This is a genomic window from Pseudoalteromonas sp. CR1 (genome assembly GCF_019392235.1).
Lineage (GTDB): Bacteria > Pseudomonadota > Gammaproteobacteria > Enterobacterales > Alteromonadaceae > Pseudoalteromonas.
Genome location: NZ_JAHXRM010000001.1, coordinates 504,157 through 526,730 on the forward strand (window position 1 = coordinate 504,157; position 22,574 = coordinate 526,730).

At 38.9% G+C, this 22,574-nt stretch carries 19 protein-coding genes and 1 other RNA gene; 14 read left to right on the forward strand and 6 right to left on the reverse strand.

Going from position 1 to position 22,574, the window contains the following annotated elements:
• Window positions 1-38 precede the first annotated feature (38 nt).
• From ffh to tyrA, 6 genes are all read left to right on the forward strand, one after another.
• Complete coding sequence (ffh, locus tag KZZ04_RS02370; RefSeq protein WP_006792800.1) at window positions 39-1,418, forward strand: signal recognition particle protein; 1,380 nt, start codon at window positions 39-41, stop codon at window positions 1,416-1,418.
• 260 nt (window positions 1,419-1,678) lie between these two features.
• Window positions 1,679-1,927 carry a 30S ribosomal protein S16 gene (rpsP, locus tag KZZ04_RS02375; RefSeq protein ID WP_006792801.1) on the forward strand — a complete coding sequence of 83 codons (249 nt, stop codon included), beginning with the start codon at window positions 1,679-1,681 and terminating at the stop codon, window positions 1,925-1,927.
• A 17-nt stretch (window positions 1,928-1,944) separates the two neighbouring features.
• On the forward strand, window positions 1,945-2,481 hold the full coding sequence (gene rimM, locus KZZ04_RS02380; protein ID WP_058403461.1) for a ribosome maturation factor RimM: 537 nt from the start codon (window positions 1,945-1,947) through the stop codon (window positions 2,479-2,481).
• Window positions 2,481-3,248 carry a tRNA (guanosine(37)-N1)-methyltransferase TrmD gene (gene trmD / locus KZZ04_RS02385; RefSeq protein WP_058403460.1) on the forward strand — a complete coding sequence of 256 codons (768 nt, stop codon included), beginning with the start codon at window positions 2,481-2,483 and terminating at the stop codon, window positions 3,246-3,248. The genes rimM and trmD overlap by 1 nt, the downstream gene beginning before the upstream one ends.
• Before the next feature lie 33 nt (window positions 3,249-3,281).
• The gene (gene rplS / locus KZZ04_RS02390) at window positions 3,282-3,641 is read left to right on the forward strand and encodes a 50S ribosomal protein L19 (protein WP_008132530.1); all 360 of its coding nucleotides are present in this window, start codon (window positions 3,282-3,284) and stop codon (window positions 3,639-3,641) included.
• Between the two features lie 553 nt (window positions 3,642-4,194).
• Window positions 4,195-5,328 (forward strand): bifunctional chorismate mutase/prephenate dehydrogenase, encoded by a 1,134-nt coding sequence (gene tyrA, locus KZZ04_RS02395; RefSeq protein WP_219421691.1) that lies wholly within the window; start codon window positions 4,195-4,197, stop codon window positions 5,326-5,328.
• Window positions 5,329-5,389: 61 nt separating this feature from the next.
• On the opposite strand, the gene KZZ04_RS02400 is transcribed toward tyrA, so the two are convergent.
• Window positions 5,390-6,547 (reverse strand): chorismate mutase, encoded by a 1,158-nt coding sequence (locus KZZ04_RS02400; protein ID WP_219421692.1) that lies wholly within the window; start codon window positions 6,545-6,547, stop codon window positions 5,390-5,392.
• 358 nt (window positions 6,548-6,905) lie between these two features.
• On the opposite strand from KZZ04_RS02400, the gene KZZ04_RS02405 reads away from it, so the two are divergent.
• Window positions 6,906-9,917 carry an EAL domain-containing protein gene (locus KZZ04_RS02405; RefSeq protein WP_219421693.1) on the forward strand — a complete coding sequence of 1,004 codons (3,012 nt, stop codon included), beginning with the start codon at window positions 6,906-6,908 and terminating at the stop codon, window positions 9,915-9,917.
• 14 nt (window positions 9,918-9,931) lie between these two features.
• On the opposite strand, the gene KZZ04_RS02410 is transcribed toward KZZ04_RS02405, so the two are convergent.
• Complete coding sequence (locus KZZ04_RS02410) at window positions 9,932-10,261, reverse strand: translation initiation factor (protein ID WP_058403457.1); 330 nt, start codon at window positions 10,259-10,261, stop codon at window positions 9,932-9,934.
• 134 nt (window positions 10,262-10,395) lie between these two features.
• On the opposite strand from KZZ04_RS02410, the gene KZZ04_RS02415 reads away from it, so the two are divergent.
• The 4 genes from KZZ04_RS02415 to KZZ04_RS02430 all read left to right on the forward strand — a co-directional run bounded on the left by KZZ04_RS02415 (window position 10,396) and on the right by KZZ04_RS02430 (window position 14,340).
• The gene (locus KZZ04_RS02415) at window positions 10,396-10,701 is read left to right on the forward strand and encodes an STAS domain-containing protein (protein WP_058551023.1); all 306 of its coding nucleotides are present in this window, start codon (window positions 10,396-10,398) and stop codon (window positions 10,699-10,701) included.
• The gene (locus tag KZZ04_RS02420; RefSeq protein ID WP_219421694.1) at window positions 10,701-12,353 is read left to right on the forward strand and encodes a SpoIIE family protein phosphatase; all 1,653 of its coding nucleotides are present in this window, start codon (window positions 10,701-10,703) and stop codon (window positions 12,351-12,353) included. Before KZZ04_RS02415 ends, KZZ04_RS02420 begins: the two co-directional genes overlap by 1 nt.
• A 56-nt stretch (window positions 12,354-12,409) precedes the next feature.
• Window positions 12,410-13,069, forward strand: coding sequence for a GAF domain-containing protein (locus KZZ04_RS02425; RefSeq protein ID WP_219421695.1), 660 nt, complete (start codon window positions 12,410-12,412; stop codon window positions 13,067-13,069).
• Between the two features lie 80 nt (window positions 13,070-13,149).
• Window positions 13,150-14,340, forward strand: coding sequence for an amino acid aminotransferase (locus KZZ04_RS02430; RefSeq protein ID WP_219421696.1), 1,191 nt, complete (start codon window positions 13,150-13,152; stop codon window positions 14,338-14,340).
• An 86-nt stretch (window positions 14,341-14,426) separates the two neighbouring features.
• Here the strand turns inward: KZZ04_RS02430 and KZZ04_RS02435 are convergent, their stop codons facing one another.
• Window positions 14,427-15,632 (reverse strand): aromatic amino acid transport family protein, encoded by a 1,206-nt coding sequence (locus tag KZZ04_RS02435; protein ID WP_219421697.1) that lies wholly within the window; start codon window positions 15,630-15,632, stop codon window positions 14,427-14,429.
• Window positions 15,633-15,990: 358 nt separating this feature from the next.
• On the opposite strand from KZZ04_RS02435, the gene KZZ04_RS02440 reads away from it, so the two are divergent.
• A complete protein-coding gene (locus KZZ04_RS02440; RefSeq protein ID WP_219421698.1) occupies window positions 15,991-16,872 on the forward strand; it encodes a DMT family transporter in 882 nt (293 codons plus the stop codon).
• 100 nt (window positions 16,873-16,972) lie between these two features.
• Here KZZ04_RS02440 and KZZ04_RS02445 read toward each other — a convergent pair whose 3' ends face one another.
• The gene (locus tag KZZ04_RS02445; protein ID WP_219421699.1) at window positions 16,973-17,851 is read right to left on the reverse strand and encodes an OmpA family protein; all 879 of its coding nucleotides are present in this window, start codon (window positions 17,849-17,851) and stop codon (window positions 16,973-16,975) included.
• A 202-nt stretch (window positions 17,852-18,053) separates the two neighbouring features.
• Here KZZ04_RS02445 and rnt point away from each other — a divergent pair, with 202 nt between their 5' ends.
• Window positions 18,054-18,737 (forward strand): ribonuclease T, encoded by a 684-nt coding sequence (gene rnt, locus KZZ04_RS02450; RefSeq protein ID WP_058552054.1) that lies wholly within the window; start codon window positions 18,054-18,056, stop codon window positions 18,735-18,737.
• Here the strand turns inward: rnt and KZZ04_RS02455 are convergent.
• Window positions 18,721-20,346: a DUF342 domain-containing protein gene (locus tag KZZ04_RS02455; RefSeq protein ID WP_219421700.1), complete on the reverse strand. Its 1,626-nt coding sequence runs from the start codon at window positions 20,344-20,346 to the stop codon at window positions 18,721-18,723. The two genes, rnt and KZZ04_RS02455, sit on opposite strands and share 17 nt — an antisense overlap.
• 268 nt (window positions 20,347-20,614) lie before the next feature.
• Here KZZ04_RS02455 and ssrA point away from each other — a divergent pair.
• Window positions 20,615-20,971, forward strand: a transfer-messenger RNA (tmRNA) gene (gene ssrA, locus KZZ04_RS02460).
• Window positions 20,972-21,066: 95 nt separating this feature from the next.
• Here the strand turns inward: ssrA and KZZ04_RS02465 are convergent.
• A complete protein-coding gene (locus KZZ04_RS02465; protein WP_219421701.1) occupies window positions 21,067-22,122 on the reverse strand; it encodes a hypothetical protein in 1,056 nt (351 codons plus the stop codon).
• Between the last annotated feature and the right edge of the window lie 452 nt (window positions 22,123-22,574).

The following is a 22,574-nucleotide window of genomic DNA, read 5'->3' on the forward strand; positions in this document are numbered from 1 at the left end:
GTAATTAAATTGGTATAACGTTTTATCGGAACCGATACATGTTTGAGAATCTCCAAGAACGATTAGGTAAAACCTTAAAAAATATCAGTGGCCGTGGCCGCCTAACAGAAGACAATATCAAAGATACTCTTCGCGAAGTGCGCATGGCCTTTTTGGAAGCCGATGTAGCTTTGCCAGTTGTTCGCGATTTTGTAAAGCAAGTTAAAGAACGTGCAGTGGGTGTTGAAGTGACTAAAAGCTTAACGCCTGGACAAGTGTTTGTAAAAATTGTGCGTGAAGAGCTTGAAAAAGCGATGGGCGAAGCAAACGAAGAGCTAAGCCTTAATGCACAACCGCCAGCAGTTGTTATGATGGCCGGCCTGCAAGGTGCGGGTAAAACGACCAGTGTGGGTAAACTTGCTAAGTTTTTAAAAGAGCGCAAGAAAAAATCAGTGCTTGTTGTAAGTGCCGATGTTTATCGTCCTGCAGCAATAAAACAGCTTGAAACGCTAGCGACGGAAGTTGATGTAGATTTCTTCCCAAGTGACATATCACAAAAGCCAGTTGATATTGCTACAGCTGCTATCACTCACGCTAAAAAGAAATTTATCGATGTGGTACTAGTTGATACTGCGGGTCGCTTGCACGTGGATAGCGATATGATGGATGAGATTAAAGATCTTCATTCAGCGATAAATCCAATCGAAACACTATTTGTTGTTGATGCTATGACAGGTCAAGATGCGGCAAATACTGCAAAAGCATTTGACGAAGCTCTACCGCTTACCGGTGTAATACTAACAAAAACAGATGGTGATGCTCGAGGTGGTGCTGCTTTATCTATTCGTCACATAACCGGCAAACCAATTAAGTTTATGGGTGTTGGTGAACGCACCGATGCACTTGAACCATTTCACCCTGATCGTATTGCATCGCGAATTTTAGGCATGGGTGATGTACTTTCATTAATCGAAGAAGTCGAAATGAAAGTGGATAAAGAGCAAGCTGCAAAAGTTGCCGAAAAAGTATTTAAAGGTGCCGGTTTTACACTTGATGACTTTGCTGATCAGTTAAAGCAAATGAAAAATATGGGGGGGATGATGTCGATGCTTGATAAACTCCCTGGCATGTCTAACTTACCAGATGCAGTGAAAGGCCAAATGGGTGATAAAACATTTATCCAAATGGAAGCCATTATTAGTTCTATGACAAAGCAAGAGCGTGCTCGTCCTGAAATAATTAAAGGGTCGCGCAAAAAGCGTATTGCAGCTGGTTCAGGCACACAAGTACAAGAGATAAATAAGCTACTTAAACAGTTCACGCAAATGCAAAAAATGATGAAAAAAATGAAAGGCAAGGGCGGCATGCAAAAAATGATGCGCGGTATGAAAGGGATGTTACCACCTGGCATGATGGGTGGCGGCGGTCCAAAATTCTAGAAATTGAATAAGCATTGTGTTTAATTTGAGCACAATGAATACAAAAAGGGAGCATAACGCTCCTTTTTTGTTGAATAATTTATGCACTCAATACTGCATTAGCTCTAATTTTTAGCCTAGATCACGGTTTAACCTACTAAACTGGCTTTTTGCTTCACTTCTTACTTGCGTTATTGCTAAAAACTCGTACAATTCACCGGCTCCCCATACTGGGGAGTAAATCTTATTAATGAAAACAGTCAATCTATTTAGAGGACGGTATGGTAACTATTCGTTTGCAACGTGGTGGCGCTAAAAAACGCCCTTTCTATCAAATTGTGGTTGCGGATAGCCGTTTCTCGCGTGACGGTCGCTTCATCGAGAAAGTTGGTTTCTTTAACCCAATCGCTTCGGGTCAGGAAGAAAAACTTCGCTTAGATTTATCTCGTGTAGATCACTGGGTAGGTCAGGGCGCAGGTCTTTCAGATCGTGTAGCTAAATTAGTTAAAGACGCTCGTAAAGCGGCTTAATAGGCGTAAGTGTAACCATGAGTCAAGAGAACACCTCATCAATAATTGTCGTAGGAAAGCTCGGCGCCCCTTATGGTATAAAGGGCTGGCTTAAGGTACATTCATTTACTGATGATCCCGCAGGGATCTTCGATTTCAGCCCGTGGTTGATAGGGCAACAAGGTAAATGGCAGTCCTTAGAAGTGGTCGACTGGCGTCGCCACAACAAAGGCTTTATCGCTAAATTTGCGCAAGTAAACGACCGAGACGAAGCAATGGCTTATACCCATGCAGAAATCTCAATGGATGCAACGCAATTACCAGAACTCCCGCAAGGTGAGTTTTATTGGCGAGATCTCATTGGCATGTCGGTTATGACTGATAAAGGTTATAACTTAGGCATTGTTGATGACTTGATGGAGACAGGCTCAAATGACGTACTGGTTGTGAAAGCAAACAGTAAAGATGCATTTGGTCAATCGGAGCGTTTAATTCCTTTTTTAACTGACTCAGTTATAAAAGAGGTTAAATACGACGTAAAAGAAATTACCGTAGACTGGGATCCTGGGTTTTAATGACTCAAACTAGTTCATTATGGGTAGGGGTGATAAGCCTTTTCCCGGACATGTTTGATGCTATTACCCAACAAGGGGTTACTGGTCGCGCAGTAAAAAATGGATTAATCGATTTTAACTGCTGGAATCCTCGAGACTATGCTTTAGATAAGCATAAAACCGTAGATGATCGTCCTTACGGGGGCGGACCGGGTATGTTAATGATGGTTAAACCATTAGAAAAAGCCATCCTTGATGCTAAAAAAGCGGCAGGCGACGGTGCTAAAGTAATTTATATGTCCCCACAAGGGCGCAAACTTGATCAGCAAGGGGCTAGCGAATTAGCTAACTCTGAAAAACTGATTTTGATTGCCGGTCGATATGAAGGTGTAGATGAGAGAATAATAGAGTCATACGTTGACGAAGAATGGTCAATTGGTGATTTTATTTTGAGTGGTGGTGAACTACCAGCCATGACACTAATTGACGCAGTAGCGCGATTGGTGCCAGGCGTGTTAGGACACAATCAATCAGCAGAGCAAGACTCATTTTCGGATGGCTTGCTAGATTGTCCTCACTATACACGACCAGAAACATTGGACGACAAACAGGTTCCTGCTGTATTGCTCAGTGGTAATCACCAAGCGATAGCAAAGTGGCGGCTTAAGCAGTCATTAGGCAGAACTTGGTTACGACGTCCTGACTTGTTGCATAACCTAGCTCTGACTGAGGAGCAAGCGGTATTACTCGCAGAATTTCAGCAAGAGTACCAAAAAGCTTGTGGCTAGAAGACAGTTACACCTAGGAAAGTGAGAAACATAATGGCAAAAGTAAACCAAAATATTATTAAAGCGCTTGAAGAAGAGCAGCTTAAAACAGACGTACCTGCATTTGGCCCTGGTGATACAGTGGTTGTACAGGTAAAAGTAAAAGAAGGTGCTAAAGAGCGTCTACAGGCCTTTGAAGGTGTTGTAATCGCTAAGCGTAATCGTGGTCTTCACTCAGCATTCACAGTTCGTAAAATCTCGAACGGTGAAGGTGTTGAGCGTGTATTCCAAACGCACAGCCCTCTTATCGATAGCGTAACAGTTAAGCGTCGCGGTGCAGTTCGCCGTGCTAAGCTTTACTACCTACGTGAGCGTTCTGGTAAATCTGCACGTATTAGAGAAAAACTTAACTAATACGCGCTGTTTATCAACGCAAAAAAACGGGTTGCAGCCTTCGGATTGCAACCCGTTTTCGTTTTTATAAAGGAACACTTTTTTGAATAAGAGTTCAGGTGTTTTGTAATATTTAACTTGTTTGAGGGAGGAATTACTGACGCTAATCGCGTTAATAATTATGATGCAGAACAACCAATAAGTTTTTGTGCTACCAACAGGGTTTAATAACTACCAAATAGATTATTCGATTAATCAAATAGGTATTAATTACTCTAACAACCTAAACTTCCCCAATTGTTATTGAAAATTTTGTGGTTATAAGCCGTTTTTTGCGATGCGCAAATTTTTTAAAACTTTATTAAGCATACGCTTTGCAATCTAATGTTAAGCTGGTTAACAGCCAGTGAGTTATTTCTCTATTACCTCTGTGCTACAACTTCGGTTTTTACTAATCTATATTTGCTCTGCTCTTTTAACGGTTTACATATCCTGTTAGTATTTATTGTATTGATTAGTTTACCTTTATGTAAATTTATATTTACGATATTTGGTTTTTATGGTGAGGTTGAACGTGGCAGATATAAGTGATTTAGCCCAGCTGAGAAAAGGCATAGATGAATGTGATACGCAGCTGGTTGCCTTACTAGCTAAACGTAATGGTATTACCCAAAAAATCGGTGAAATCAAACAGCAAACAGGTGCGCCTTTACATGCACCAGAACGTGAAGCTGAGTTACTAGCAGTAAGGCGGGAAGAGGCAATTAGCCAAAGTGTAAGCCCTGATTTAGTAGAAGACATTCTCAGACGGATGATGCGTGAAGCATATCAAAATCAGCAGGCTAAGCTAGCTTGTGTAGCGCCATCGCTTTCTCCTATAGTTATTGTGGGTGGGCAGGGGGCAATGGGCCAGTTATTCGCGCAGCAATTTATGCGCTCGGGCTACGAAGTTAAAGTGCTAGATAAAGATCAACAAGATGATGCTCACAAAATTTTGAGTGGCGCAAAACTGGTTATGATCAGTGTACCAATTAATGCTTTAGAATCTGTAGTTGCTAAACTACCGAAACTAGATGAAGAGTGTTTGCTTGTTGATATAACATCAGTAAAGCAATCGCCAATTAAAGCGCTAAAGGCTGCACATAGCGGCCCGGTTGTCGGTTTGCACCCAATGTTTGGCCCAGATATTTCACATTGGGTAAAACAAACCGTGGTGGTTTGTGAAGGCAGGCATCATCAAGCGGCCAAAGGGCTATTAGAGCAGTTACAAGTGTGGGGATGTCAGCTTGTAGAGCTAGATGCTAAAAAACACGATGAAGCTATGCAAATAATTCAGGTAATGCGACATTTAACAACGTTTGTTTATGGGCAGTTTCTAGCAAAACAAAGCCATACTTTGGCAGAGTTACGAAGCTGTTCGTCGCCAATATACCAATTAGAACTAATGATGGTAGGACGCTTGTTTGCACAATCTCCCGAACTTTATTCAGATATTATGTTAGCTCAATTTGACGATGTAGAAAGTCTATTGGCTCAATACCAAGATACGTTTGCACAAACACTCGAAAAATTAAGGAATGGCAACAAAGCGGCGTTAATAGATGCATTTGCCGATGCAAAATCTTATTTTTCAGACTCTACCGCGCATTTTCTAACACAAAGCCGCAGCTTACTTAACAAAGCGAATGACGCTAAAGTACTCGACTAAATTTGTGACATTAATAATGCAATCTCAAAGGGGCCGAATCTGGCCCCTTTTAGTTTTATATTTAAGTATTAACACTGACGGCTTGCAACGTTTCACTTTGGTAGCAGCCTAATATGCGGACATATTGGGTATGTTCTTTAAGTTCTTCTAACGCTTCTTTTACTTGGCCGTCGGCTAGATTTGCCTCTAAATCAACATAAAACACTTCTTCCCACGGATTGCCCGGAGTAGGACGAGATTCCAATTTTACTAAGTTTATTTTGTGTTGCTTAAAAATCATCAGTGCATCAGCAAGTGAACCAGCCTGTTGTTTAGTAGACATAATTAAACTGGTCTTTGTTGGTATTTGATTCGACACATGTAAAGGCTTACGCGCTACGACTATAAAGCGGCTGTGGTTTTCGCTTTGGTTAGCTAAGTTTGATTTAATAACTTCGAGTCCTACATTCTTGCCGGCTTGGGCTGAACCAATGGCAGCACTATTTGGTGTGCTTAGCGCAGATTGAAGCGCCGAGGAGGTTGAATCACAGGTTTCTTGTTGTAAATCACCTAACCCTTGCAAAAAGCGGCTGCATTGTGCAAACGGTTGAGGGTGTGCAAATAATTTTGTAATTTGGGCTAGTTGAGTGTTCGGTGAAGCTAATAAACAATGTTCAACACTGTGTGTTACTTCACCAACAATAGAGACTTGCGCATGCTGAAGCAAATCAAATACTTCATTAATGCTCCCTGAGCTTGTATTTTCAATGGGAAGTAAACCAAAATCGGCTTGTCCGTTTTCTACTTTTGAGGTGATTTCTTCAAACGATGAACAACCTATTTCAACAAGCTTTCCTGGACGACGACTAAAGTATTTATGGCAAGCTAATTGACTATATGAACCTTGCCCACCAAGGTAAGTCACACGATGTGTTTCACTTAAAGCATCAGGATTTAGATTTTTTTGAAGCATTGCTTGTTGATGAAGTACTGAGTCTTCTAGGATTGTTTGAAAAACGTTATTTACATAATACGCATCCAAGCCGAGTGATTTACCGTAACCAATGAGTTTTTCAAGCAATGCTAATTCACGAGCCTCATCACGAATGGGTTTATTATTAGCAATCTTATATTCGACAACGCCGTGACTAATACGACGTCGCTTAGCTAGCAGTACGAGTAAATCAGAATCTATTTCGTTTATATCATGTCTTAAGGTGTTTAAAACATCGTTGGTCATTTTTGGTTTCCTCATTCCAAAATTAATCTGCGTAAACGCAGCATATACAAAAAAGCCTCCCGGTTGGGAGGCTTTACTATTCGATTGATTTATCTCACAAACAGACAAGCCTCTTTATATAAAGAAGCTAAAAAAAGAAAAAATAGTGCGAGAATTAAATATGTTCATGCACTTAATGTATGGAGAGTTAGGAGTAATGTCAATAACATACTTTAATAACATAGTGCTTAAGTATTGATTATTTCAACTTTTGTAATTTTTTTATAAAGTTTACAAAAAATTTATAATAATGAATTTGAATCTGGTATATTTCATTAACAGCTAAATAATAACAATTATTAATAATTAAGGTTGGCTTGTGCTATATAGACGCCCTCCATCGCGTTTTGGAATAAACTCTTTAAGTGTAAAACTGTCGTTACTTATATCTTCAATTTGTTTGATTGCGGGTGTTTGTGCTGCATTTTTTATGCTTAAATCAGAGGAAAAACAGCTGGTTTTTGAAGAGCATGAAGTACTAAAAAGCTCGACCGATTTATTAGTAAGGCAATTTAAAGAACGAATAAAAACTAAAGTAAATATTGCTAAGCAAGCTAACAACATAGTTAATGAGCAGTTATTTCAAAAAAACTCCCCCATTGATCTAACCAGTAAAGCGCAACTACAGTTTAACAGTGATGGTACGATTCGAAGCGCTTCATCTGATGGCTTATCCGCCGCTTTTTTACCACAAGAAAAGTACAGCCCTTTTTACAAACAGCTATTTAATAATTCTGAAGCACTCTGGGATGTTATTTCACCAACATTAGTTTATGACTTCTACAATTTTTACCTTATTACGAATGATGACTTTATTAGGATATCGCCTCCTAATTGGGCGTTAAATGCCCCTGCTGATTTTCGGGTAAGCGCAGGCTCAACTTACAAGTATGTTCGAGAAAGCTTAGGTAACTCAATAGAACCAGAATGGTCAAAGGTTTATTACGATAGGGTATGGCATGATTGGGTGATCAGTTTACTGGTTCCTATTTATTCGAATAATGAATTTATAGGGGTTACAGGCAGTGATATTACGCTTAATAAACTCGTGTCTTTTTTACCTATAGGAGACAAAGAAAAAAACTTACTCGTTTTTGATAGCAAAGGCCAATTATTAGCTCACCCAGATTTAAGTGCTTCATTACTTGCTGAATACGGAAAAAATAACAAAACAGTAGTTATGGACGAGTTTGTAAACCCACAACTTAAGTCAATTATTGGTGAAGCAATTGCGACCAAGCTTCCCGAGTATGCCAGCTCATTTTTACAAAATGATGAGGCACAATTAATCAATATTCAAAAAATTGATGAGCTAGATTGGTATATAGGCGTTTATAAAAAGCGTTCTTCTACATTGTCTGCACTGCAAGATTTAAAGTTTAAGTTTTTTGGCCTCTTTATTCTTTACGCTATTTTAGTTGCCTTGTTATTGCATCAAGCATTGCAGCATCTTGTGTTACGCCGATTGCATTCACTTGTTTATGCTGTGTCGAGTTTTGGACAAGGAAAACTTGATACTAAATTCCCAGAAGAGAACAAAGACGAAATTGGTACGCTTAACGGTTCGTTTAAAGATATGACGATTGAAATTCGTAAATTAATTGACGGACTTAACCAGCGAATTTCAGAAAAAGAAATAGCCGAAAAAGCAGCTAACCGATTATCAAAAGCAGTCGCTTTCTCAGGAACAGGTGTAGTTATAACTGACGAAAACTTTGTTATTGAATACGTTAACCCTAAAATGTTAGAAATGACTGGGTACCCTGAAAGCCACTTTAGCCGAGCACCCCTTTTAAATATTGTTGCTTCAGATATGGCGATTTTGGTTGAAGATATTGATATTGATCTTCGTAGTCGCAACTATTGGCGCGGCGATACCTTAATTGAAAGCAAAGGTAAACAGCCTATATGGGTTTCATTAAGCGTTTCACCAATACGTGAAGAGGGGGGCAATATCACCAGTTATGTTGCTTCTGCACAAGATATTTCGTTTGTTAAAGAAAGCCAACGCAAAATGGAACAGTTGGCTTATTTTGACACGCTAACAGGTTTGGCAAACAGAACCTTCTTTAGAATGCAGCTGCGCAAATCTCTTGCACTTGCAGAACGCGGTCATTACGCGTTTTCACTTTTTTACTTTGATTTGGATGAGTTTAAACGCATAAACGACACCCTTGGCCACGATGCGGGCGATCAACTATTAATACAGGTTGCAAATAGACTTAAAAAACGTCTTCGCTCTGAAGATACTATTGCACGCTTGGGTGGTGATGAGTTTGCAGTACTATTGAGTGGTATCGAAAGCCAAGAACACGCAACCGATGTGGCAAATACAATTCAGCAAACACTTAGTATGCCTATCATGCTGGGCAATAATGAGGTCATTATAAGTGCCAGTATTGGTATTACTATGGCGCCGTACGATAGCCTAGAAGAGGACCAATTATTAAAGCATGCTGATTTAGCGATGTACGAGGCAAAAGAAAAAGGGCGTAATACGTTCCACTTTTATAGCCAAGAACTTAATGCGGCCGCAAATGAGCGCTTATTCATTGAAAACGAACTGCGTATTGCATTAAAAGAAGACCAGTTTGTGGTTTATTATCAGCCACAAATCGATAGCCGTACTCAACAGGTTGTTGGATACGAGGCCTTATTAAGGTGGTTCCACCCAACAGAAGGGTTAATACCGCCGGATAAGTTTATTCCGATTGCTGAGGCGACAGGGCTTATTGTTGAATTAGGTGAGTGGGTATTACAGGAGTCATGTAATTTTGTTGTGAGATTAACAGAGCAAAACCGTGAAAATAATGTATCTATAAACTTATCTGCTCGCCAATTTAAAGATTCGAATCTTGTGCCAACCCTAAGTAAAATGATTATTACATCAGGTGTATCGGCTGAGCGCTTACATTTAGAGTTAACCGAAAGCATGTTAATGGGGAACGTAGAGGCCGCTATTACACAACTTCATCAGTTAAAAGCGTTAGGTATTTCTATTTCAATTGACGATTTTGGAACGGGTTATTCTTCACTGAGTTATTTAAAACGCTTTCCGGTGGATATACTCAAAATAGATCGTTCATTTGTGCAAGATATCCCAGAAGATAGCAATGATATGGAAATTACAGCCGCTATTATAGCAATGGCTCAAAAGCTTAATTTAGATGTCGTTGCCGAAGGGGTAGAAACCATAGAGCAAGTAGAGTTTTTACAAAATAACAACTGCTTTATAGTGCAAGGGTACTATTACAGCCGCCCAATTCCTGAATCTGATTTACCAGACTTATATACTAAGCTGGGTGAAGTACCATTTAAAAAAGTAATGTAGTTTATAATTGCGGGTTAACCACCCGCAATTTTCACTTTAAATTTTAAGCCTTCTAAAATCGCTTTTAATTTATCTCGGTCATCACCTTGAACTTCAATAATACCTTCTTTTACAGCGCCGCCTTGGCCCATTTTACTTTTTATTGTTTTAGCTAACTTTTTTAAGTCATGTTCTTTTGGGTCTATGCCAACTACAAGCATTACGCCTTTTCCTTTACGGCCTTTTGTTTGACGCTCAATACGCACAAAACCATCTTTGAAGAGCTTAATATCAAGCTCTTTTTCTGGTTTTGGCTGGTCAATGCGTCCAGTGCTTGTTGAATATACTAAGTGACTATCTGTCATGGTTTACCTTATTCAGTCAAAATGTATTAAATAATGGCGTAAATGATAGCAAATTTGCTGTTGTGTGTTTTTCTTTTTGCTAAATAGTTTTAACAGGTTATATTTAGTCAAAGATACATTTAACGGAGAAATCAATGAATTTAACTACTCGTACATCAGCCGATGGAAAAGCGCTAACAATACAAATAAAGGGAAAGTTTGACTTTAATTTAGTTCAGTCTTTTCGCCAAGCCTATGCACAAATAGACAACGGCACTAATAAAGTTATTGTTGATTTAAGAGAAACTGACTACATGGATAGTTCTGCCCTGGGTATGCTTTTAAATATGAAAAAAACATTAGAAGATAAAGTGACTGTGTTTGAAATTACTAATTGCCAGCCACAGCTTAAAAAAATACTACAAATATCGCGCTTCGATAAGAAATTTGACATTAGCTAATGGCACCACATGTTCTTATTGTCGATGATCAGGCATTAAACCGTATTTTACTAAGTCAAATGCTTAAAGATGAGGGCTATCAAATATCGATGGCCTATAACGGCCAAGAAGCTATTAAAATCCTCGAACATGAACCCATAGACATTGTGTTACTCGATGTAATTATGCCAGTTATGGACGGTTTTGAGACCGCCAAAATAATAAAAAATAATCACAGTGACGTTTATCTACCTATTATTTTTATTACTTCTTTAGATGACAAAGCAAGTTTTGAAAAATGTTTGGAGGTTGGTGGGGATGACTTTATTCATAAACCATTTGATAAAGTAATTCTTAACGCAAAAATTAAAGCGCATAGAAGAACCCGAGAATTAAGTAAAAAAGCGAATCAGCAAAAGCAACTTCTCGAATATCACCATAATCAAATTGAGCGTGAACACGAAATTGTTGAGCATATTTTTAATAATTCGCTCGAAAATCAAGATGGTTTTAAGCAGCACCTCGACTTTAATTTATCTCCCGCTTCTATGTTTAACGGCGACATGTTTTTAGTTGCGCAAAGTCCAATAGGTAACTTGTATTGTATGCTGGGCGATTTTACCGGGCATGGTCTAGCAGCTGCTATTGGTGCACTTCCTGTATCTCGTGCATTTTATACAATGGTAAATAAAGGCAAGGCAGTTAATGATATTGCTTTTGAATTAAATACGCTTCTATATAACCTGCTACCAGGGCACATGTTTTGTGCGGCGACTATTGTAGAGCTCAGTGCATCTGGAAAAAGTATATCAGCGTGGCTTGGTGGCTTACCTGATGCATATTTGATTGATAGCGAAGGCAATATAAAAAAAACGCTAGAGTCTCAGCATATGGCACTGGGCATATTAGACAAACATGAATTTGAGTACGACTTAATACATTTTGAAGTCAGTAGTGATACGCGTTTAGTGCTTGCTACCGACGGCATAATAGAAACGACAAATAAACAAGATGATTTTTTTGCCGAAGACCGCTTAATAGCGACCCTGCAAAGTAAGCCTATGATCACCTGTGAGGATATAATTGCTCATGTCAGCGATTTTGCACAAGGCTTACAGCAACAAGATGATGTAAGCATTGTGCTTCTAAACTGCTTGCCTTTGCCGATGGAAGAAAAGCCCAGAGAACCTTTCTCAACGCTTGCTTTTAATTTGTCATTGAGCCTAAATTCAAAACAAATTAAACAAACTGACCCCGTCTATGACATTGTAAATATTCTTAGTCGAATTGAAGGATTAAATGATCACCGCTCAAACATATTTTTACTCCTTTCTGAAGCTTACAATAACTCACTTGATCATGGTGTTTTAGGATTAGACTCTGCGATTAAACTTCAGGAAGACGGTTTTTTTAAATTTTATGAAATGCGTGAAAAGGCAATAAGTGAGCTAAAAGATGCCATGATCATCATTGATATACGTTATTGCCCAGATACACTTAGCCTCCATTTTATGATTTGTGACTCGGGTAGGGGGTTTAGTAGTCAGTCAAATGATGTAATGAGTGGTAATAATGAATTTGGTCGGGGCCTGTCATTGCTTGAAGAAATAGCAGAAAAAGTGACTTACAACGCAAGCGGTAACCAAGTTGAAATGTGCTATAAGTTGATCTAGCTCTGCGAAAATATCCATGCTATTATCCTCGAAACTTTAGATGTATGGATGGCCAAATGATTTATTCTTATTTAACGCAAGCGCAGTTAAGCGTCGATGCAAACTTAATTTCAGCCGAGCTTGAAAAGCTCGAGAATTATCTTGCGCATACATCTTTGCCAGAAACTCGTTGGCAGTATCAAATACCTGAATTAGGCGAAGGCGGAGCATGCAGCTTATTTGGTTACTTGCAAGATGAACCTTTCAACCTTGCTGATTTCATAAATAACGATAGCAATACCAATGACAAGCTTGCACAGCTGCAAAGTATTGTTAACTATGTGCACTCGCAAACGGGTGTTGACTGGTATGGTATTTATCAATCAACGGACACTGACGAAGGTAAACAGCTATTAAAGCTTGCTTATCATGGCGTGCCTAGCCGTCCTTTATTTCCGCTTACACAAGCCTTTGCTGCAGGAAGCAATAACGTTCAAGTGGCTTTATCTCAAAAAGGCCGCATTATTAATAATATAGAGCAATACTTGGCACAAGGTGGAGAATATTATACCTGTGACCCTAAAGTTAAATCTGAAGTGTGTTTGCCTTTGTTTAATGCTCAAAATGATTGCGTAGGTATTATTGATGCGGAAGCATTTAATAATGATTTTTTTGATGAAAAAGTACTGGCCATTTTAATTGCATGTTGTATTAAAATTCCTCATTCACTAGTGTAAATAACACTAGTCAACGTGATGTGCTTTTATGTTAAGCTAAGCTTAATTGCTAACCCATAAATATAGATAAGAGATAGCCCATGTTCTCAGTATTAAAACCATTACCAACTGATCCGATCCTTGGCCTTATGGCGGCCTACAAACAAGACACAAACCCTAATAAAATTGATTTAGGTGTGGGTGTTTACAAAGATGAGCACGGCAATACACCTGTACTAAATGCAGTAAAAAAAGCAGAAGCGTTCCGTTTGGAAAATGAAACAAGCAAATCTTATATTGGCTTAGCAGGTAACTTAGATTACTGTCAAAAAATGGAACAGCTATTACTTGGTGAGCACCAAGCATTATTGGCTAATCGTGTTCGTACTGCACAAGCACCAGGTGGTACAGGCGCACTTCGTGTTGCTGCTGAATTTATTAAACGCTGTAATACAGATGCAACCGTATGGGTTACAACGCCGACTTGGGCAAACCACATTAGTTTATTTGAAGCGGCAGGTTTAACCGTCAAAGAATACCCGTACTACGACTACGAAAATAAAGATCTGTTATTTGATGAAATGATCAATACCCTTAAGCAAGTACCAAAGGGTGATGTAGTGCTGTTACATGCATGTTGTCATAACCCAAGTGGTATGGATTTAAACGAAGAGCAGTGGAGAACCGTTGCAGAGCTTGCCAAAGATGTTGGTTTTACACCGTTAGTAGATATTGCTTATCAAGGTTTTGGTTCTTCACTTGAAGAAGACGCACGCGGGCTACGTATTTTAGCCGACGCCGTAGAAGAGTTAATTATTTGCTCTTCGTGCTCTAAAAACTTTGGTCTATACCGTGAGCGTATAGGTGCATGTTCATTAATCGCAAAAGACAGTGCAACAGCTGATGTGTCTAACTCAGTAATGTTAAGTGTGGTACGTAGTATTTACTCAATGCCTCCGGCACATGGCGCTGATATTGTTAACACTATTCTAAGCAGTACAGAGCTTACGCAAATGTGGCATGCTGAACTTGATGAAATGCGTACACGTATTAATGGCCTTCGTAGTTTAATTAAAGAAAGTCTAGCATCAAAAGACATAGCGCAAGACTTTTCGTTTATTGAACGTCAACACGGTATGTTTTCGTTCTTGGGTATTAATAAAGAGCAAATTGAGCGATTACAAAAAGAATACGGTATATACATTGTTGGCTCAAGCCGCGTAAATGTAGCGGGTGTTAGCAAAGCAAACCTTGATTACTTTGCAAATGCAGTGGCTGACGTTTGTAAATAAGCGTAGTTAATATAAAAAAACCGCACTCCATTAATAATGGTATGCGGTTTTTTATTAACTAAATTTTGTTGTTACAAAAGTACGGTTTAACCAATTGCGGGTATAAACCCCGCCATTTGCATAAATTGCGCAGCAATTATTAGCACGCCACATAACCCTGCAATTAATAGCCCAATACTACCACTTTGTACTTTATAACCAGTGACAGTGCTTGCTGAACCTCGTTGCTTATAAACCATAGCAACAGGTAAAAATACAGCTAATATAACTAAAGCTATTGCAGCGTAACCTAGAGCCATAATAAACCCTTGCGGGTAAAAAAGGGCAAACCCCAAAGGCGGTATAAACGTAACAAGCGCAGTTTTAATTCGGCCTACGTTGTTATCGACTTGCTTGAATGTATCGGCAAAAAAGTCAAATAAACCCAAGCTTACACCTAAAAATGAAGTTGCTAGTGCTAAATCGGCAAATAACTTTACCGCTACCGACACGTTTGAATTATGTGCAATGCTTGCAACACTGGCTACAAACCCGCTCAAACCTTCGCTATTAAGTAAATCGCTTTGGCTCATAATACCTTGGCTTAATAATTGCCAAAAAATATAAATTACTAAAGGAAGTGCCGCGCCTGCAATCATCACTTTACGAAGCGTTTTTACGTCAAGGCCTACGTATTTCACGATTGATGGAATAGAGCCATGAAATCCAAAAGAGGTAAAGACGACAGGGATCGCGGATAATATTAATCCTTGTTGTACTGGCATTTCGAGTAAATGCTTGGCTTGTACATAAGGTGTAAGCATATAAAATAAGCTGGCTAAAACAATCACTTTAATTGTAAACAGCACTCTATTGAATTTATCTACTTTGCTTGTTCCCAGTGTAACTACGCTTGCAATAATGACCGCTAATATGACAGACCCAAATTGGGGAGCCATGTCTAAATCAAATCCAAGATTAATTCGTTCTTGAAGCTGTGCACCACCGCCTGCAATATACGCTGCGCATAAAGCATAAAATAAAAACACCATAGAAAAATTGGCAATGTATTGACCGCGCTTCCCAAGCAAGCGTTTAGCAAGTGTATTCAACGTGGCATCACGTGGGGCAAATTGATGTAGCTCTAACATCAGTAAAGCGGTGTAAGTCATTAATACCCAGCTTGCAACAATAAGTGCAAGTGCAGTCATAAAACCTAAACCAGCAGAGGCGATAGGTAAAGCAAGCATGCCAGCACCAATTGTGGTACCAGCTACGATTAACATGCTGCCTATTGTTTTATTTTTGAGCACTTAATTACCTTAATTATTATTAATTTACACGCACGATATAACTACTTCAGTAAAACTCAAATAGTTTTGTTCTAAATGGCATTAAATAAAATGTAACTTACAATTTACAGCTGTATATTTACACGTTTTTTAATCTTTAATATGATTAAACGCCTATTCATAAACCCTTTACAGCGTATAATCGTGTGACCAGTTTTTAGGCGCTTATATTTTAAGATTAAGCTGACAGTTAAGTGCTTTTAGCGAGTTTTAACAAAAGCTATTTAGCTTTGCCTGTAACTCATTTATTCATGCGTTAAGCTGGTTTTTACTTCCTAAGCTCAACTCGCCTTATTTTTAACTTACAAAGGAATGGCACGTGCCAGTTAAAGTTTCTTATTTTTTAATGGTTCTTATATGGTCCACCACACCGCTGGGTATAGTGTGGAGTAGTGAAAGTGTTTCGCCCTCATTAGCGGTGTTAATGCGTATGCTGGTGGGACTATTTATGGGGGCGCTTGTCGTAGCCGTCACTAATGTAAGAGTGCCATGGAATAAGTCGGCGTGTTTACTATATTCTTACTCAAGTATTGGTATTTTTGGTGGCATGCTATTGAGTTATATGGCGGCTAAAACAGTGCCTTCTGGCATTATTTCACTCATGTTTGGGTTGGCTCCTATTTTATCGGGGTTGCTTGCTCAGCAGCTATTAAATGAGCCTAAATTTAGCCCAATAAAGCTCATTGCTTTAGCAAGCGCTTTAGTTGGCCTTTATTTTGTAAGCTACAACCAAGTACAAAATTCACAAACTCAGGGACTCGGGCTTGTATATGTATTTATGGCTGTGTGTTTTTTTAGCTTAAGCGGTGTCATGATAAAGCGGGTGAAAATTGCAATTCACCCTATGGCCACAACATTTGGTGCACTTGTGTTTGTAACGCCACTATTTTTTATTGCATGGTGGTTGCTTGATGGTGAGCTTAATATACAAAACTGGAATGTAAGGTCGCTTTGGGCAATTGGTTATTTAGGAATATTTGGTTCGTTAATAGGGGCATTAGCATATTTTCATGTTTTACAAAATTTAAATGCAAGTACCGTTGCGTTAACCACACTTATTACACCAAGTTTTGCTATTGGACTAGGTGCGTGGCTTAACAACGAGCTACTGAGTATAGAGCTAATAACTGGCGCGGTTATCATTGTTATTAGTTTAGGCTTTTTTCAATTTGGCGATAAATATTTAAAAGCAAAGTGTTAGCACTAGGGCGTGTTGAACTTTGTGGCTAGAAATTTGTTCAATCCAGGAGCGATTAAATTACAGCGTGAGGTTTGTAACCTGGTGGGCTGAGTATACGCTCCTACATTTTAGCTATTTGAATTACCAAACGGCGGTTTTTATCGCGACCTAAAATATTATCGTTGGTGTCTACAAAGCGCTTTTCACCAAACCCCGTTGTTTTGACTTTATTTTCATCTACCCCTAGGCTAACCATGAAGTCTTTTATTGCTTTAGCGCGTTTACGCGATAGGTCTAAATTGTTCCAACGACCGCCGTAGCTGTCGGTATAAGAATCGATACTAATTGATTCGATGGTTGAATCGTTTTTTAAATATTCAGCAATTTTGTTAAGGCGTTGCTGAGATGATTTAGTGAGCTTACTGCTGTTAGATTGATAGTTCATTACTGTAAACGAAATATCTTCAAAGCTGTAAGGCAGTAGTTCGTCACGACATTGTAAAAACGCCCAATAAGCTTGCTTAAAATTAACGCTTGAAATACCAACGGCAATTTTATCGGCACTATTTTGCCAGTCTTGATAGTAAAAAGTGGGGTAAAATCCTTTTTCAAGCTCAGTGAGCATTTCCCAAGCTGTTTGATTGCCTAGCTCGCCATCAAACTTTTTTAGTAGCTTCATATTGGCAATATCTCGGGCTGGTAGCCCAGAACGCCATGAAGGCGGAACTGCTTTAAGTCCAGCAATAGAGTAGTTATCTGGGCGCACAACCATATCTAAATTAAAAGTTAGGTTTTTATTTTTGCTCGCAGTGGCTTTAAAAATAGCTTCCCCGTAGTAAGGAACCTCATGATTTAATTGGCACTGTAAGCGTGTTGTTCTAACGACTTCCCAGCTTGAACTGTCTTGATTCGCAGAGTAATTACGCATGGCTGCAGTTGCACTTGCGCTTAATAGCACAGAGCTAATACTGGCGCTCATCAATAATAATTTAAACTTCATAAAACTCTCCGTAACCCTACACGCCAAAAATTTGGCATTGTTCAGTACTACTTTATTAAAGTGCAACGTAAACTTTGCTAGCGTCATTCTAAAGCAAGTTATATGCCTATTATTATAGGCGTAAATAATAGTTAATGCCTCTAGCCGAAAGCCCTATACTTTTGACATAATAGAAGGCTTATACCTACAAACCAAGAAGACTATGGCAAATACTGAGCAAACTCTTTTCGCAAAACGCTTTCGTGGCTTTTTTCCTGTTGTTATTGATGTTGAAACCGCAGGTTTTAATAAAGAAACAGATGCATTACTTGAAATTGCAGTCTCTGTATTAAAAATGGATGACAATGGCTTGTTGAGCATAGATCAAACAGTGCATTTTCATGTTGAGCCGTTTGAAGGTGCTAATATTGAGCAAGCGGCAATCGAATTTAACGGAATTGATCCATTTTCACCGTTAAGAGGAGCAGTAAAAGAAGAGGATGCCATTAAAGAGATTTGTAAGGTAGTGCGCAAAGCGCAAAAGGCAGCCGGATGTCAGCGTTCTGTTATTGTGGCGCATAACGCGGCCTTTGATCACGGATTTTTAAATGCAGCTATTGAACGCAATAGTATAAAACGCACCCCGTTTCATCCATTTGTAAGCTTTGATACAACAACGTTAGCAGGGCTTGCATTAGGTCAAACAGTATTAGCTAAAGCGTGTCGTGCAGCTGGAATTGAATTTGATAACAGTCAAGCCCACTCAGCACTTTACGACACAGAACGCACCGCTGAATTATACTGTTTAATCGTAAACCGTTGGCAAGAGCTAGGCGGTTGGCCGCTTGCACCACTTGATGATAGTGACGAAGATGAAGCAGCCAATGAACCTAAAACGACTGAGTAATTTTACCCTCAGATAGTTTTACGAAGTGGGGGGGATAAATACGCGAAAACTGTTTTGTTTCTTTTGCTATTTTAACCTCTACACCAGGGTGCATTAATTCGTTCACTTTTACGCGGCTAGAAGCTAATAGCTGGGCTATTTTTCTTTTTACGATTGCTTTTTGCTGCTTAACATTGCGAGAGCGAGCATTCAGTTGCTTTTCGTTAGCACTGATTTTATCTGTAAATTGTTTACGCTGAGCAGGGTTCGTGATTTTTTCTGCTTTAGTTCGCGCATTTTTTAAATCCACTAATTTAGTGCTTAATACTTTTTCAAAGTCGTTAATTTGGCTCTGCTTATCACGCAGTTCAAACCAGTTTTGAGCTAAAAATACACGCGTTTTAGTACCGGCTGGTGCACCTAGTTCGCCAGTTTCAATACGCATAGCATCAAATATATTACCACCTATAATTTTGCCACGAGGCTTATCTGCCTTGCCAACACGAATTAAACGTTTAGCCGTTAAATCACAATGCAATACTTGACGTTCGATAAACAGGTTTTGGTCGGTTTTAATATTACAGTATTGGGCATAACCTATAGAAATTGTGCGCTTAGCTGAAATGCTACATGTAAATGCTTCTTCGTTTTCACGGTTACGGCCTATAGCCCCTAGCACAATTGTAACTGCACTTTGGCTTTCAACAATGGCCGATTCAACAAAGCCTAAAACAGTAATATCACCTTTTGCCTTTACTCGCATACCGTCTTTTATGTCACCGCTGATAATTACACTGCCATCAAAATCAACATGACCGGTGCTCACATCGACATTATCGAAACATAAAACGTCGTCAACGCGCATCCCGCGTGGTAGCGCAACAGGTACGCCTTTGCAGTCTGCTATTAGTAAATTGGGGTTTGTTGGGTCTATTTTTGTCCCTTCAAAAGGTTGCAGCTCAAGCTCTTTACCAGGCGTTGCAGGAATGATATCGCCAAACACGGTATAGCCGTCTTCACCCATTGTGGCAGCAATACGTTGCATAAGAGGTGTGCCTGGTTTAACAGTAATAATGGCACCAAGATCTTTCATATCTACTTTGCCACCGGCAGTAGCTTGAGGGCTTAAAATACGATCTTGTGCTGTTGAACAAAGGCGAACAAATTTAGCATCGCTTCCTTCTTTTGGATTACGACCATGCGCAACAATAGCGCTGTAAGTTGACCCAGAAGCTTGTTCAAATTGTTGACCCAAAAAGCTATCAAGTGCGCGAGGACTAATCCCTTTTTTTACACCCGCTTTGTTCAACGCCTCTTGTGCATCTTCTATTGAAAGCAGTGCACCACCTTTGGCGGTTGTTATTGTTGCTTCTGCAACCATGTTTTTTTCATCAATATTAATTACAATAGATGCATCCACTGCTTTTGCGACAACTAAAGACACTTCTTTGTGGTTATTTGTAGGCGCAAAAAGTTTTCCGATATTGGCTGAAATGATCTCATATTCACCAAACTCAGATTGCTCAAACATTTCAATTAGTTGAGTGCTTGTGACCGGAAAACCACTATCAACAGGATGCTTAGTTAAAGACACACATCCTGTACTTTTATCTAATGAAAAAACCGACATTTTTAATTCCCTACTTCTTATGCCTGTTATTATTCTTAACTTTTACAGTTACAACTAAACCTTTAGCACTAGTTTGCTAATCCCTCATTTGAACACAGGTTAACCATATTGTTAAGTAAATGTTTACTGTATCTAGTACACTATTGTTAATTTGTTCATTAAATGCGCAGTTAGCATAGGTGAATTAAATAAAGCGTCATTAAGCCTTGAGTATCATCACTTTACTCAGTTATACTGCCTGCACGCTCTGAATGAGTTTACTAATTCAGGGGCTGATTAGGATTCGACGGAATTCAAGAAGCCCAAGGTGCATGTCGAGGTGCGGTTTGCCTCGTAAAAAAGCCGCAATCTAAAGTAATCGCAAACGACGATAACTACTCTCTAGCAGCTTAGGCTGGCTAGCGCTCCTTCCATGTATTCTTGTGGACTGGATTCTGGAGTGTCACCCTAACACCTGATCGCGATGGAAACCCTGGCCGGGGTTGAAGCGTTAAAACTAAGCGGCCTCGCCTTTACTTACCGTGTTTGTCCGGGATTTAAAGGTTAATTAAATGACAATACTAAACATGTAGTACCGACGGTCGAGGCTTTTCGGACGGGGGTTCAAATCCCCCCAGCTCCACCAATAATGGTTTTTAAATTCGTTTGTTTAAAAACCCTAAAAAACCCGCAACTTGAGTAATCAGGCTGCGGGTTTTTTTATGTAATGAATAAAAAATACTAGGTTTCTCTAATTGTACGTAGCTTCATTTTTATCACAATGATCATTAATATAAGTAGTGATAAAACACTAATTGATAGCGTTAAATTAAGCATAACGTTGTTAGGTTCATTAACTTTAGGAAGAGAGTTGCTGTTTTGTTGCTGCCTAATATAACGCTGGCTGATCCAGTCTACGGCGTTGATCCATTGAACTTTGTTTGGGTCGGCATTACTAAGTGTGCTCATTACATGCGCGTCGTTATATAAGTTTTTTGCTAAATTAATGAGTTGCAGCCAAAATACATTTTTTTCACCTAATTCGTCTATTTCTTGCAGGCGTAGGTTTAATTTTTCTCCTCCCATTTTTTCCACATTAGGCTGTTTTACATTTTCAGCATAACTATTAATTAATAGGGCAAACCGATTGAATTGCTCACTACCTTGGTTTTGCGATGCATTATTATCGGTATTAATATTGCTTTGTTGATTGTTAATTGCGTTTTGGTCAGTTATGTATTGTTTGTAATCTTGGTAGGTTAAGTTAACTAAAGTGTTACTTTGCGATTCATTCACAATGTTTGAAAGTAAATTACAGCTAATGGTAAGGCCCGTAATTGTCACAACTAACAGGGATACGTAACAAAAATAGAGCAGGCTTTTTAGTGACGCGCGCTGCAGCTTTACTTTGTAGTTTTTGTAACGCGTAATCATATCCCTTACATAAATTGCTTTTTTTTGCAGTAGTATACGTTTTGAATTGGACGTTTTATGTGTTTTTGCATTATCGTAATTTGTTGGTGTTTTTAACGCTAAAGGATACTGTTTTTCAGTTAAAGAGGTAGATTGATGCAGTTCAACTCGTGTTATTAAGCCCATTTTTTTAAGTGACGATTCGGCTTTAACAGCTTCAATACTCGTTAGATCTTTTTTCAATGCGTAGGGTTTACCGTCAAATAATTTGATGGCAATAGCATGGGGAATATTTAAAAACTGACTTAGTTCTTTTTGTACCAATGGAATATTGGCATGCTGGTGTAATTGGCCATTAAAAATAATTTTAAATGTAGCGCTCACATTAATTCCCTTATTAACATCCCAGAAAGAAGCTTTGTTTTTATTTTAGATACATAACATAAATTTAACAGATTGGAGCACGGTTATCTATAATCCTCACTAATGATTTTTCATTAATAATTTACTGTGCTTAAAATTAGTACAGAAAAGTGGGTTCATAAGAAGAAAATTTGCAAAGTAGGGAAGGAAACGTGGATTATTTTACATTTAACTATTAGAGCGGCACTCACTTAGATCTAATCTTGGGGCTGTGTCGTCTAGTTTACTGAATCTCATCGTGACTACTTTGGGTTTACCGTTTTTGCTAAGTAATGAGGTAATTGTTTGTTGCATGCAAATGGGTGCCTTAGTGCCTATTCCTTATTTAGATCCATTAGGCTCAATATTACGCCCTTGTTTTAATGTTGGCTGTTTAATTTACTTGGTAATCGATGAAAGTGCTGCCCCACTAA